At 41.8% G+C, this 14,174-nt stretch carries 13 protein-coding genes and 1 tRNA gene; 4 read left to right on the top strand and 10 right to left on the bottom strand.

Annotation, left to right across the window (positions count from 1 at the left end; all coding sequences use genetic code 11):
- Positions 1-287: 287 nt before the first annotated feature.
- From F9K23_04155 to F9K23_04145, 3 genes are all read left to right on the top strand, one after another.
- Positions 288-361, top strand: a tRNA-Ala gene (locus F9K23_04155).
- A gap of 95 nt (positions 362-456) precedes the next feature.
- Positions 457-696 (top strand): hypothetical protein, encoded by a 240-nt coding sequence (locus F9K23_04150; protein ID KAB2917581.1) that lies wholly within the window; start codon positions 457-459, stop codon positions 694-696.
- A 903-nt stretch (positions 697-1,599) separates the two neighbouring features.
- Positions 1,600-1,962 carry a hypothetical protein gene (locus F9K23_04145; protein ID KAB2917580.1) on the top strand — a complete coding sequence of 121 codons (363 nt, stop codon included), beginning with the start codon at positions 1,600-1,602 and terminating at the stop codon, positions 1,960-1,962.
- 179 nt (positions 1,963-2,141) lie between these two features.
- Here F9K23_04145 and F9K23_04140 read toward each other — a convergent pair whose 3' ends face one another.
- The 9 genes from F9K23_04140 to F9K23_04100 all read right to left on the bottom strand — a co-directional run bounded on the left by F9K23_04140 (position 2,142) and on the right by F9K23_04100 (position 11,279).
- Complete coding sequence (locus F9K23_04140) at positions 2,142-2,705, bottom strand: DUF3347 domain-containing protein (protein KAB2917579.1); 564 nt, start codon at positions 2,703-2,705, stop codon at positions 2,142-2,144.
- Between the two features lie 109 nt (positions 2,706-2,814).
- Positions 2,815-3,024, bottom strand: coding sequence for a heavy-metal-associated domain-containing protein (locus F9K23_04135; GenBank protein KAB2917578.1), 210 nt, complete (start codon positions 3,022-3,024; stop codon positions 2,815-2,817).
- A 28-nt stretch (positions 3,025-3,052) separates the two neighbouring features.
- Positions 3,053-4,477 carry an MFS transporter gene (locus F9K23_04130; protein KAB2917577.1) on the bottom strand — a complete coding sequence of 475 codons (1,425 nt, stop codon included), beginning with the start codon at positions 4,475-4,477 and terminating at the stop codon, positions 3,053-3,055.
- A gap of 22 nt (positions 4,478-4,499) precedes the next feature.
- A complete protein-coding gene (locus F9K23_04125) occupies positions 4,500-6,941 on the bottom strand; it encodes a heavy metal translocating P-type ATPase (GenBank protein ID KAB2917576.1) in 2,442 nt (813 codons plus the stop codon).
- A gap of 82 nt (positions 6,942-7,023) precedes the next feature.
- Complete coding sequence (locus F9K23_04120; protein ID KAB2917575.1) at positions 7,024-7,584, bottom strand: helix-turn-helix transcriptional regulator; 561 nt, start codon at positions 7,582-7,584, stop codon at positions 7,024-7,026.
- A 17-nt stretch (positions 7,585-7,601) separates the two neighbouring features.
- A complete protein-coding gene (locus tag F9K23_04115) occupies positions 7,602-8,702 on the bottom strand; it encodes a c-type cytochrome (GenBank protein KAB2917574.1) in 1,101 nt (366 codons plus the stop codon).
- Positions 8,699-9,724, bottom strand: a complete 1,026-nt coding sequence (locus F9K23_04110) for a c-type cytochrome (GenBank protein ID KAB2917573.1) — start codon at positions 9,722-9,724, stop codon at positions 8,699-8,701. The genes F9K23_04115 and F9K23_04110 overlap by 4 nt, the downstream gene beginning before the upstream one ends.
- Positions 9,725-9,734: 10 nt before the next feature.
- Positions 9,735-10,709 carry a T9SS type A sorting domain-containing protein gene (locus tag F9K23_04105; GenBank protein ID KAB2917572.1) on the bottom strand — a complete coding sequence of 325 codons (975 nt, stop codon included), beginning with the start codon at positions 10,707-10,709 and terminating at the stop codon, positions 9,735-9,737.
- Between the two features lie 111 nt (positions 10,710-10,820).
- Positions 10,821-11,279, bottom strand: a complete 459-nt coding sequence (locus F9K23_04100) for a hypothetical protein (GenBank protein KAB2917571.1) — start codon at positions 11,277-11,279, stop codon at positions 10,821-10,823.
- A gap of 122 nt (positions 11,280-11,401) precedes the next feature.
- Here F9K23_04100 and lpxB point away from each other — a divergent pair, with 122 nt between their 5' ends.
- Entirely contained in the window at positions 11,402-12,523 is a 1,122-nt protein-coding gene (gene lpxB / locus F9K23_04095) for a lipid-A-disaccharide synthase (GenBank protein ID KAB2917570.1), read from the top strand.
- Between the two features lie 180 nt (positions 12,524-12,703).
- Here lpxB and F9K23_04090 read toward each other — a convergent pair whose 3' ends face one another.
- On the bottom strand, positions 12,704-14,002 hold the full coding sequence (locus F9K23_04090) for a glycoside hydrolase family 18 protein (protein KAB2917569.1): 1,299 nt from the start codon (positions 14,000-14,002) through the stop codon (positions 12,704-12,706).
- Positions 14,003-14,174 lie beyond the last annotated feature (172 nt).

The raw sequence follows: 14,174 nt of genomic DNA, 5'->3' as shown, positions 1-14,174 counted from the left end.
AAGGTAATATTTAGTATCGTTAATTTCCAACGTAATGTTGCCCCTTGTTATTGCAATAAAAATGCCTTTGTGGTTTCCCAACCACAAAGGCCACCAAAGAGCTATGAATTGCTATTGCTATATGGGTACTGCAACGCAGCAAAGATGGCGTACGGGTATAAATAAAACGTTAAGAGAGAGTTACGTACACAAAAACTAAATGTATTAGGAGTGGGTAAACTTTTTTAATAAATAGTTGCATTTCACACGCAGCAGTTTATATCTTTGCCGTCCTTTAAATTTTCAAAGGGGGATTAGCTCAGCTGGCTAGAGCGCTTGCATGGCATGCAAGAGGTCATCGGTTCGACTCCGTTATCCTCCACTTCCTTAAAAGCCATTGGCCGTTAGCCATTGGCTTTTTTTTGTGAGGGAGTCGTCCTAAAATAGGTTGACAGTTATTTACTATGAATGTAGTCCTTGTTTGTTAATTCTGAAAAGTTTTTTGATGTATTTGTTGCGGTGTTTTATAATTTTAAGCGAGATGCGGTCTGCTTTGACCATATAACATCATTACTAGGTAGGTTTTCTGACATTACTATAGAGGGAGCACTTAGGTTTGAGGCTAACTTATCAATTGGAGTTCAAGCAGGTGTTGACCTAGATTTATTAGGTGCGAGTTTGAAACTTCAAGGAAATGGTCTGTTTTTTTCAAAATAATAAAAAATAAGAGTGATGTCTATAATGAAAATCTATTATAAAATATGGGTTGATTTACTCTACTTGAAGGCTAAAAACAATTCATTTTCAAGTGGCTGGGAACTGTATTTTCAAATTGTGATGATGTTGTTAATGACGTTTAATATTACTACTATTGTAATGTCATTACGGTTTTTAGGCTATAGTGTAATTTTTCCCAAGATTTCGGCGTTACCTTCCGGGAAGCTAGGAGACTTTTTGTTTTCGGCTATCTATCTTTTCATACCCCTATTGATTTTTAACTATTTTCTTTTTTTTAATAAGGAAAGATATAAGAAATTAATAAATAAATATACTGACTCTAAAGGTAGGTTATTTATGGGTTATACAGTTTTTAGTTTAGTGTCTTTTTTGGTTGAACTAATTTTATATGGACTTTATCAGTAATAAGAATTAGCAACTTTTAAGCTGGGTTTGGATTGGTTGGTATTATAAGGTAGTTTATTCAGAGGCACTGCGGAAAAGTAAAAAAGAGTCCGGTATTTGATAAAATCCATAATAAATTAAGGATTTAGCCTCCGCTTATTTCGCAATCTTCTAACGTCTTTAAAATTTCTTTTAAAAATCCCTCAAGGGTAAAAAAGCCTGATTTTGAAGGGCGGTTGAGCCATAATGAAAATAGTGTTAATTTTTTCAAATAGTAACCGGACTCGCTACAAAAGTAATACTATTTACCGACTTACAGTGGGTTTAGCTAATCCACTAACTCTAAAGTAAACAGTGGACAACTTGTTAGTCAGCTTCACAGACAGAAAATCCCACCTTTAAAGAAAATTTTTGTTTTAACTTAGATAGTTGATTCTTTCAAATTCCTTGATTACAATAGACTCCATTTTTTCATAAAGAGAATAAGGTAGTATGCAAATGTCAGAATTATTTAGAATGGGAGTTGTGATACCGCTGACGGATGAGGCAGAGGAAGACATAGTGATTAATGATATAAAAGGGGAGGATGAATACAGATACATTGAAATAAAGGCAGAGGATTTTTTTACTTTATATCAAAGTGGATTTTTCAGAACAATCAATGATGAGTTGGATACTTTGATTGATGAGTATAATGACGAAATTATTGACCATTCGAAAGCCAAAGTCATTATAAAGTTAATCGAAAAGTATTCTGCAAAAAGATATTTAAGTGTTGGTGAGAAAGAGTTTTTGGATAACCTAAAGGAACTTTGTTTACAAGCGAGCCAACTAAACCGACCTTTATTTTTCGTATTGTAACGAATAGTATTACCACTTTCAACGAATCTGGGGTAAGAATATATCTTATTGATTTCTGCATCTTCCTAAATCTAAACCATCTATTGCTCAGTGAATAGGGTCGTAATTCGTTACCGGTATATTTAAAATATTGGCAGGCCATTACTATTAAATTTCAACCTGCCAATACCTCTATAAGATTATTTAATCACTTCACTAACTTCACCGCATTCAAGCATTTTAACGCCAAAATAGGGGTTGCGTATCTTGTCAGACTCGCTTAACCAATAGCCGCCTTTGTCTTCATTCGCCATTGGGCAATATGAGTAATACACCGTCTGGCCGGCTCCAAAAGCCTTTACCAACGCATACATATTGGCAGTTAAAGGGGCAAGGTGCAATCGCTGGTGCGATAAATCGGCCGAGCCTGCAATATGCTCAGTATTATTAATCAGTTTAGCGTAATACTGGTTGTACACCTTGTTTTGTTCTGGGGTAAGTGTGGTAGAGTCAAAAGCTTTGAATGCATCACGCAAAGCGGCTGCACTTTTTCTTGATTCAACGGCTTGTTCATCAACCATTGCATTTTTCATCTGCATATAATGCCCGAAAGCAGTTTTCATCAGTTCAGCAGTTTGTGGGGCTATGTCACCAAAAGAGTGTTGGGTTTCAGTAGTTTTTGTTTCTGCTTTAGGTGCTTTTTTCTGGCAGGCGGCCAGTACTAAAAGGCCCAGTAATATCGAAACTATCAGTATTTTTTTCATAACGTTTATTAATTGTTAGATGTAAATGGGTCTACGAATTAAAGTTAATACAAACATACGGTATAAAATAGGCACAAGGCACTAATAACGCCTTGTGCCTTCTAAAACCTTATTTTTCTTCAACAGTAAAACCTACTGACTTTACTGCGTCTTCAATAAGTTCAGGGGTGATGTTTTCACCTGTAACCGTTAGGGTTTTTTCGGGGTTGTTAATATCAACCGACCAATTGTTTTCGCCTACGGTATTGTTTAGTGCATTGGTAACTGTGCGCACACAGCCCATGCAATTAATGTTGGTTTTAAATTGTAGTGTTTCCATTTTGTATTGGTTATTTATTATTAATTAATCAAGTGGTTTTTGGTGTTTTTACGAATAATATCGCACATAGTGCAGCGAGTAGTGAAATAATGCCCGCCACAATAAATGCAATTTGGAAGCTATTGTTTAGCGCGGTTGACATAGCCGTGCCGTTAGATGCAAGGGTATTTGCGGTAGAAGTGGCAATAGCTACGGCAATAGCCAACCCGATGGCTGAACCTATTTGATAGCTGGTATTTACCAAACCCGATGCAAGCCCTGTTTCTTCAGGTTTAGCTCCCGACATAGCAGCTATGGTGCCGGGTATATAAGCCAGCGCCATCCCAATTGCAGCCAGTATTGAAGGGCCAAGTATGTGTGCTACAAAGCTGCCGTTTTCAGGTGCGGCTGAAAACCAAAACAATGATACGGTGAGGGCAAGCAAACCCATGACAAGGTTGGATTTGAACCCTAATTTTTGAATTAGTTTTCCGGTTACACCTACCATCAGCACCATAATTACAAGAGTCATGGGTAGTAACGCCAAGCCCGAATTAAAGGCAGATAATTTTAAGGTTTGTTGTAAGTACAGATTCAAGTAGAACCATAACGGAATCCATGCAGCAGCCATCAAAGCCATAACGATATTACCTGCTGAAAGATTGAAGGCCTTGAAGATGGAAAGCGGAATTAATGGTTGTTTCTTTTGTTTTTGCAGCTGGATAAAAGCAATAATCAAAACAAGGGCAGTAACAAGTAAACCAATGGTTTGTGCCGATGTCCAGCCGGCTTGTTCGCCGGTTACAATAGCATACACCAAGGCAATAAGTGCAGTGGTGGCTAAAAGTGCACCGGGTAAATCAACCGAGCCCTTTTGCTTAGTACCTGTTAATAGTAGTGAAGGCGCAGCTAACATTACAAGAATACCCATGGGGATGTTTATGTAGAACACCCATTGCCATGAAACCCATTCGGTAAGCAGACCACCTAAAAACACACCGGCCGAACCGCCGGCAGCGGCCGATGCTCCCCAAAAACCAAAGGCTTTGGCCATTTCTTTAGGGTCGGTAAACATACTCATTACCAAAGTAAGAGCGGCAGGAGCGATAAGTGCCGAACCAAAGCCTTGCAAAGCTCTTGCTGCATTTAGTACTGATGGATTCCAAGCCAAACCGGCCAGCAATGATGATGCGGTTAGGATGGTGAAACCCGTCATAAAAATTTTGCGGGGGCCGTAAATGTCAGATAGTTTACCACCAAGGAGGAGAAGGCCCCCGAACAAAATAACGTAGGCATTAAAAATCCATTGGAGCGATGAGGCGGTGTACCCCAAGTCTTTTTGAATAGCCGGAAGAGCAACCCCGATAATTGAGGTGTCCATAATTACCATAAACTGCGCTGTGCAAAGCACTGCCAGTGCAGCCCACCTTTTTGCATAAGGCATAGGAGTGGCTTTAACATTAGTTGTTTTCATAGTTTTATATGTTTTTTTGAGATTATTTCTCGGTGTTTTTGAACTTAAGGCGAAGGCTGTTGCTTACTACGGATACCGAGCTTAAGGCCATTGCAGCTCCGGCAATCATAGGGTTTAGCAAGAAACCGAAGGCGGGGTACAAAACCCCGGCGGCCACAGGTATTCCGATAATGTTATAGATGAATGCCCAAAACAAGTTTTGCTTAATGGCTGTAACCGTAAGTTTTGACAGCTTGAGGGCTTGGGGTATTTTGGTAAGGTCGGAAGATATAATGGTCATTTTTGCAACATCAATCGCAATGTCCGAGCCTTTGCCCATCGCTATACTTACATCTGCCTGTGCAAGTGCCTGCGTATCGTTGATACCGTCTCCCACCATTGCCACTATTTTGCCTTGTTGTTGCAGTTGTTTAATAAAATCGTGTTTATCCTGCGGCATCACTTCGGCTTTGTAATGTTGTATGCCTGCGTGGGCGGCTACTGCTTTCGCTGTATTTTCATTATCCCCTGTAAGCATATACACTTCAACACCCATGCTTTGCAGTTGTTGCACGGCTGTTACCGAAGTAGGCTTTATCACATCGGCAACTGCAATGGCAGCCAACACAGCGGTTTCATCGGCAAAATAAAATACAGTTTTTGCCTTTTGTTGCCACTCATTAGCCGTATTGAGCAATGATTCTTTTACCGCAATATTTTTGGCCGAAAGCAGTTTTTTGCTACCCACATAATAAGTACGGTTGGCTACGTGGGCTTGTATCCCCATACCTGTAATACTTTCAACATGAATGTGATGATGTTCAGCCTTGGCAACATTGCCGTCAAGATATTTTACAACGGCTTCGGCCAGCGGATGCTCGCTTTTGGCTTCAATGGCATACAATACAGGTGAAAGAGTTGCTATATCAGTATCAGCGGTCCATTCAATATTGGTAACAGTAGTATTTCCCTCGGTTATTGTGCCGGTTTTGTCAAGCACTATGGCGGTTACTTTGTGGGCAGTTTCAAGGCTTTCAGCATCTTTTATCAATATTCCCGCATCAGCACCTTTACCCACGCCAACCATAATGGCTGTGGGTGTGGCTAATCCCAATGCACAAGGACAGGCTATTACCAAAACAGTAACAACTGCCAACAGTGCTTGCGATACGGCATTATCTCCCCCGAAAATCAACCACACCAATCCGCTCAGAATGGCCAGTACTATTACAACGGGCACAAATATTTTGGCTATTTTATCTACCAAGTGCTGCACTGGGGCTTTGCTGCCTTGCGCTTCTTGCACCATTTTAATTATTTGGGCAAGAATGGTATCGCCGCCTACTTTTTGAGCTTTGAAACGCAAACTGCCTTTTTGGTTAATGGTACCTGCAAATACTTTAGCACCTTCGTGTTTTTCAACAGGCAAAGGTTCGCCGCTAATGGTGCTTTCATCTATAAAAGAGTGTCCGTCGGTAACAATACCATCCACAGGAATTTTTCCACCCGGCTTCACTACTAATACGTCGCCTACTTTTACTTCCGCAATTTTTATTTCTTGTTCATGTCCGTTGCCGTGAACTACTGTAACGGTTTGCGGTTGCAAGCCTATCAGTTTTTTTAGTGCCGTAGAGGTGTTAGATTTTGCTTTCTCTTCTAGCATCTTACCCACCAAAATAAAGGCCACTACTACTGCGGCAGCTTCAAAATACACGTGGTTGTGTATGCCTTGCTGATGAAACCAAGTAGGGAAAAACGTAACGGCAGCACTAAAAGCATAGGCCATACCCGTGCTTAGTGCCACTAATGTATCCATATTGGCCGAGCGGTGTTTGGCTTGTTTATAGGCGTTTGCAAAAAACTGCCTGCCAAACCAAAATACAACGGGGGTGGTAAGCACCATCATTATATAGTTGGCAAAAGGCATATCCATAAACAGCATACCTATTACCACTACGGGGAGACTAAGCAAAGAAGCCCAAATGGTTTTGGTCTTTAGTTGGCGGTAATAGTTTTGATGTGCCTCTTCTTTTAGTTGTCGGCTGTTGGTTTCGTCAATCAGCAAATCATAGCCGATGGATTGCAGCGCAGCTTTTATTTTATCAGGAGTGATAATATCAGGCAAAAACTCAACTTGCAGTGAGGTATTGGCAAAGTTTGCCGATGCATTAATAACACCCGGTAGGGCTTTGGTGATGCTCTCGGCACTAACTGCGCAAGAGGCACAAGTCATACCTGTTACCGGATACGTTTTTTTGATAGCAGGCACATCGTAGCCTACGTCACGTATTGCCGCTACAAGGTGGGCAATGCCTGTTTTCTTCTCGTCAATTTCAACAATCGCTTGTGCGTTGTTCAACTCAACTTTGTGTGAGATAACCCCGTTTTCTTTGGCAAGGGTATTGTCAATTATCAGGGCGCAATGTTCACTATCCATACCTTGTATGGGTAGGGTTACTTTTGTGAATCCGTTTGTTGCAGCCATTTTTGTATTAAATTTTACGATACAAAGATGGTGTGGGAAAATGGGGTGGGTGTTACAGGATTCCGGCTGAATGTTTCAAAATTTACACCTCGTCTAAACTTTTACGCTGATGATTTTTGAGTTGCTTAAAGGTGCTGGGCGTAAAGCCGGTTACTTGCTTAAACTGCGAGCTAAGGTGTGCCACACTGCTATACCCCAATTTAAAAGCCATTTCGGATAAGGTCAGTTCATCATACACCAGCCATTCTTTTACCTGCTCGGTTTTTTGGGCAATAATGTATTTCTCTAACGTGGTGTTTTCGGTTTGAGAGAAAAGCTGGCTAAGGTAGTTGTAGTCTTTACCAAGCTCTTGTTCAAGCAATACGGATACTTTCAGCTTTTGGTCTTCCAGATAGCCTGAGCGGATAAGGCTGATAACAAACGACTTTATGGTATTTATCAGCTTGGCTGATTTTTCTTCAATCAGCTCAAAGCCGTTTTCTTTCAATACATCGGCAAGGGCAGCAGTGTCGAAATCGTCGTTCAGAATTTCGGCACTGCCAAGTGTTACCTCGCCTATAACAGCCCCCGCCTTCGTAAGCTCTTCGCTTACTACTCTTATGCAGCGGGGGCATACCATATTTTTTATGTTTATTTTTTGCATTGCTTTGGCAAATGCTGTTAAAACGGACTTGAGTACCGAGAATCTTTGGTTAATGTCTCATCGGTAAGGGTTTTTAGGAATGCTACCAAATCGGCTTTTTCCTGTGCATCTAACAATAAACCTTGACTTATGGTTTGTTGCAGGGCAGGGTCAAGCGTTGCCGATTGTTTAAGCCCGCTGTTGTAATGCTCAACCACCTGTTCAAGAGTGGTAAACCTGCCATCGTGCATATAAGGTGCGGTAAGCGCAATATTACGCAGACTGGGTACCTTAAACTTAGCCTTATCACCGGCTTTGTTGGTTACTTTTTCCCTACCTATGTCGGTAATGCCTGCATTATCATCAAGGCCGTTGTTCATGTATTGGTCGTTTTCAAAATTATCGCCTCCGTGGCAATGAGCGCAATCAGCTCCCGAAGAGTCGGGGAAAAACGGGTTAAATTCTTTAAAGAACAAGATACGTCCCCTTTGTTCGGCAGGCGTAAGCTGGGCTTTACCCTCCAAATACAAATCGTATTTAGATTTGTTTGAAACAATAGAGTTCATAAACTGCTCCATAGCCAATGAAATTTTAAGCGGGGTGATTTCTTCGCTGCCAAAGGCACGCACAAATTGGTCTTTGTAGGTTTGGCTTTGGTTTAGTTTTGAAACGATATTAGCAAGGGTTTCGTCCATTTCCAACTCGTCCTGAATAGGCTTTAATGATTGGTCGCGAAGCAAGTGCGACCTTCCGTCCCAAAAAAACTCGTTAGAGTGCCAAGCCATGTTAAAAATAGTCATTGCCTGACGTTTGCCATTCAACCCGCGCACACCTACAGAGAACTTTGCAGTATCAGTAAAGGCATGTTCTTGGCGGTGGCAACCAGCACAAGCTAGCGAGCCGTCCTTCGACAGCATTTTCTCATAAAAAAGCATCCTGCCCAGTTTCACACCTTGTGCGGTTAAAGGGTTGTCTTGGGCAATAGTAGGAGCGGGGAATGTGCCATATTCAAGCACATAGGGGGTATTGTCATACTCAACACCTTTAGAGGTATTGTTATTCTCTTTTTTACAACTGTAGGCGGTAATAAGCATTACCGAAAAAGCTGCAAAAACCGTGATATACGCTGTAGTTCTCATGGTTTAAATTTTTTGTTGTTTACAAAATCATAATCGGTGAGGCTTTTTAAGAAAGCCACCAGTTGTGCTTTTTCCGTTGGTGTAAGCTGCAAAGGCATTATGAGTTTGCTTTTATGCGGGTGGTTTTTCCCTCCTGTATTATAGTGTTCCACAACCTCCTCCAATGTTTTCAGTGAGCCGTCGTGCATATAAGGTGCGGTTAGTGCAATGTTGCGCAGGGTAGGCACTTTAAACAACGCTAAGTCTGTGTCATTATTCGTTAGTCGTTTGCGGCCTATATCGGCATAGGTTTCGTACAAACCGTTGTTACTAAAGGCGTAATTGCTAAAGTTAAACCCTCCGTGACACGATGAGCAATTGGTTTTTGCACTGAAAAACAGCTCCATTCCCTTAATCTCATCAGGTGTTAACGCGCTCGTATTTTTTTGAAAGTAATAACGGTCATAGGCACTGTTACCGCTGATAAGACTGCGTTCAAACATGGCTAAAGCACGGGTGATAACAAAGTGGTCGGGCGGACGGTTATAGGCCTCCCAACTCATTGCTACATACTCTTTGCTTTGCTGCAACCTGTCAGCAATCAGCACAATGTTAAAATCAAACTCATTGTGCTCCTGTATGGGTACCAACACTTGCATTTCAAGCGTAGGGACGCCGCCCTCTCTTGTAAAATAAGGCAAATAGGCTACGTTAGTCAGCGTTGGTGAGTTGCGAGTACCTGCACGCCCTTTTACACCCATACTGAAGGCCACATCATCACTAAAAGCGATATCGGCCTTGTGGCACGATGCACAACTTAACGAACTATCGGAAGACAGTATCGGGTCATAAAACAGTCGCTTACCCAATTCCCATCGCTTCAAACTATATTGGTTATCAACAGGGAAGGGAATAGGAGGGAAACCTTCGGGTACATCAATTCCTCCGTCAGTAGTAACGGGGGTATTGTTTGTCTCTTTTTTGCAGGCAAACACCAGCAGCACAATGGCTGCAAAGAGTATGTATACCCGAAGATTGCGCATGGTTTACAGATTACTGTACTATCAGTTTTTTGGTAAGCAAGCTATAATCGCCGTTCATCAGGCTCACCATATAAATACCTTTTTCAAGGTTGGCTATTTCAACCGATTGTCCGGCGTTTGCCGCTATTTCAGTTACCACTCTACCTGTAATATCGGTTACCTGTATTGCAGTATACGAAACGGTGTTGTCAGTAATTTCAACACTTACATTGCTACCATTGCTTGGGTTGGGGTAGATGGCAAGCGCATTGGTTGATACTGCCTCATTAACTCCGGCCAATATATTTTTAGCTCCTGAATCAGAAGTAAACACATGGTCTCTAAAGTTTTGCATCAATTTAATAGTCTCTGCACCCTCGCCGTGTACAATCACGCCACCCGAAACATTAATGTTTTCGAGAGCTTTTGTATAATCTGCCTTAAGGTTAATGTGTAGTTGACCGAAAACATCCTGTGCCGTTAAGGGTATCTGGATGGCATAGTAATAATCGTTGCCCAAAGCGTGCAATTCATAACCGGTATTTAGGTTACTGCCTGCTTTACCTTCCATGGCTACAAAGCGGTAGCCCGCAGTCCAACCCCAGTGCATTGAAGGTGATTTGGGTGCCAAAGGGTGCCCTACCGCCCATTGCGAAGGGTCTTGGTTGTTTTGTGGTGAGTTTACACCTACAGAAAACTTAACGCCTTCAATAGTAGTAACATTGTACGAACCTAAATCAACCGATAAGTCTGATGCAGCATTGGCAAGAATGTAAACACCCGTAGCTTCGGTTGTTTTTCCGCCATCGTGTATAATGCTGATTTTTGAAATGTAGTATTGTAACCTGCTTACATTAAACGCATTGCCCAAGTTGTTTTCAGCGGCTAAGTTTAATGCAAAATCTTTATCCTTTAGTAGGTGTTTAACGTTCAGTTTTACAGTGGTTTGTGCTGAAACTACAGCAACTGTAAATAGTGCCAGAACGGTTGTAATTATCTTTTTCATAACGAAGTATTACGTGTTGTTAAATTGTTTTTTAATGTAATAAATGAAAATAGTTCAGCAGTTGATGCCGAACAATAAGAAGAACTGCCCGTGACTACAGGCAAGGAGAAATCAGATGCGGAAAGTTTGATAAAGCACCCCAAAATCTTGGGATAGGGGCGGTGATTTGGAGTAGTGCCCGATATTGTTTAGTGCACCGATGCTGTATATAGCCACACCCATTGTTGAGGGGATGACGGCAGCAATAATGCTTAAAGTGCTGTGTTGTTGGTCGGCTGTTTGATGTTGCGCAGTGATATCAACTTTACTGAAAAAAGTATGGTTGCTGCAACAAGGGGTTTTTGATACTTGAGGCAAGTTGGAAGCTTGCGTTGCTTTTGAAGGGTTAACACATACGCCCGAGCCATTGTTGTTGAGGGTAGCCATGCAGTTTTCAGCAGTACCGAAAAAGCTGACGTTCTTTATTGTGTTTTTGCAAAAGTGAATATCCACTGCAAGCCCTACGGATGCAGTAAAAGTTAGTACAGCCAATAGCAGTGCCAACACTTGTATGGATATTTTTTGTCTCACAACGTATAAAACTCAAATATAAGTTATTTTATAAATTTTACTGTTGACTTTTAATGTGTAGTAAGACGGCTAATAAGTTACAAATGTGAGTTTAGTTAACACAAAGCCCTAATTTTGCTGTAATGAAATACTATTTAGTAGCCGGCGAGGCTTCGGGCGATTTACACGGCAGTAACTTGATGAAGGAACTGAAACGGATGGATGCTGAGGCTGAGTTTAGGTTTTGGGGCGGGGATTTGATGCAGGGGCAAGGTGGTGAGTTGGTGAGCCATTATAAAGAGCGGGCCTACATGGGGTTTTTAGAGGTAGTGATGCACCTGCGCACCATATTGGGTTTTATGAAGCAATGCAAGGCGGATGTGCTGGCTTGGAAACCCGATGCATTGATATTAATAGACTATCCGGGGTTTAACCTGCCTGTGGCTGAGTTTGCCCACGCACACGGTATTAAGGTACATTATTATATATCGCCGCAGGTGTGGGCATGGAAAGAGAACAGGGTGAAGAAGTTTAAGCAATACGTGGATGAAATGTATGTGATACTGCCCTTTGAGAAGGATTTTTATAAAAACCGCTGGCAGTACGATGTGCATTTTGTGGGTCATCCGTTATTAGATGCACTAAAGAGTTTTGCCACTGAAGATAATTTTAAAGAAAAAAACGGACTTGACGACCGACCTGTGATTGCCCTGTTACCGGGCAGCCGCAAGCAGGAAATAACCAAAATGCTGGGTGAAATGTTGAAGGTGATTGGTGATTTTCCCAAGTATCAGTTTGTGATTGCGGGAGCGCCATCGCAGCCCGTAGCTTTTTATGAAAGTTTGATACCGCAAGCGGTGAAGAGTTCGGTTAAAATCATCTCAAACAAAACCTACGATTTATTAAGTATTGCTGAGGCTGCCCTTGTTACATCGGGCACTGCCACGCTTGAAACCGCTTTGTTTGAAGTACCCGAAGTAGTTTGTTATAAAGGCAGTAATGTATCGTACCTTATTGCCAAGCAATTGGTAAAGAATATCAAATACATTTCGCTGGTAAACTTGGTGATGGATAAGGAACTGGTGCGCGAACTGATACAAGGCGAGATGACCGAAAATAACATCAAAAGCGAGTTGGCAGCCATTATTAAAGGCGGAGCTAAACGCGATGCAATGTTACAAGGCTATAAAGAATTGAAAACTAAATTGGGTAACGAGGGTGCTTCGGCCAATACGGCGCAACTGATTTACCAATCGTTGCGGTAATTTTATTTTAGATGTTGCATCAGGTTAAAAAATGATTTTCTTGCAATTACAATATGCGGGAGGACTTAAGTCCTCCCGCATATTGTAATTTTAATAGTATGGGATTTTAATCCCATGTAAAAAACAAAGCCCGCGGAGTAAAATCTCCGCGGGCTTTTGATTGATATAATGTTGATGCAATTACATACTGGCGGTTTGGCCGGCAGGGTTTTGCAAAGCTCCGGTAAATCCTATCGGGCCTTCGCCTGCATAGGTCATAGTACCGTTAAGGGTTTGACCGCCATCTGTAGAGCTGATATTCAAGGCAACTACATTTTGGTTAGGTCGGCAGCCCATTAACCAAGCACCGCCCGGATGCCAAGGAGCTGATGAACCGCCCCATTGGTTTTGTACCTGATAGGTGTTGTTACCTACCAACGTTGCTATAAACCCTATTGGGCCTTCGCCAGCATAGGTCATAGTGCCGTTTAAGGTGTTACCGCCGTCGGTAGAGGTTGCATTCACCGCTACCACGTGTTGGTTGTTGCGGGCACCAATTACCCAAGTACCGCCGTTGTGCCAAGGAGCTGATGAACCGCCCCATTGGTTTTGGGTAGCATAGTTGTTGTGTACCAAACCGTACAATACTTGTTGCTGAGTTTGCTCAAACAAAAAGTTTTGTGAGTTTAAACGCCAGTTTATATACGAGTTAAAATGGTTGTTGGCAGTATTTAGCTGATAGCCGTTTAGTGCAGTTTGGTTGCCAGTGTACCATGGGTTGCTTGTTTGTCCGTTTGCTTCAAACTTCACTCCGTAGCCAAACAGGTTTTGGTTAACACCTGTAAATTCTGAGGGTAAACCGGTGCTGTAATACATCTGCAAATTCACAAAATTGATGTAGTTATTAATGGTATCAACATCGGTGTGATCGTTGGTGGCAGGAGAAATCGACAAATAGTATTGCTCGCCTTGTTGCTGAAACACTTCGCCGATTGCTTTGAACAGCGTTTTAAATTGGTCGGTAGTAGTAACAGTAGATAAGTTCCATTCCCAATCCACGTCAAATCCGTTCAGCCCGTAGTGTTGCATATACTTCAACAAGTTCTGGGCAAAGTTTGCAGCATTTTGTTCAGGGGTATAGTTTGAGTTTGAAAAAATGTTCTTAATCTGGTCGCCTGCACCGCCGTAGTCAAGCGTTACACCAAACTTAAGGTTGGGGTTGTTTTTTGGCGCATCGTTTAAAATATTCTCCATATACACCTGATTGTGCGGAGCATTGCCCATCGCAATGGTGTATGATGAACCGTCGCCCGCAGGAATAGTGCTGCTACTGGTTGGCACGGTTTCTACAAAACACATGTACAATATATCAATGGCTTGATATACGTTGTTTTGAATAAGGGTTTGGTAACAGCTGTTAGGGCTGTTGTAAGTAGCTCCGCTGGGTTCGTCTTCGTTCAGATAAATCCAAGCGTTTACAAGATTTGCATTTGTTGTCATGATAGTAATGTTTTTGATAGTAGTTAGTATTAATAATTTCGATTGATTAAACAGCTGGATAAGCTGCCCTGCAAGGTTTAATGTGCCCGCAGTAGCACAAATTATGGGGTGTTAGCCCGTATGGAACAATGCAATGATTTGTTACTCAAAGCTAATATAATAAACACGATAC

It is taken from the genome of Bacteroidota bacterium, assembly GCA_008933805.1.
GTDB lineage: Bacteria > Bacteroidota > Bacteroidia > UBA8524 > UBA8524 > SB11.
This window is presented reverse-complemented; position numbering and strand designations above follow the sequence as displayed.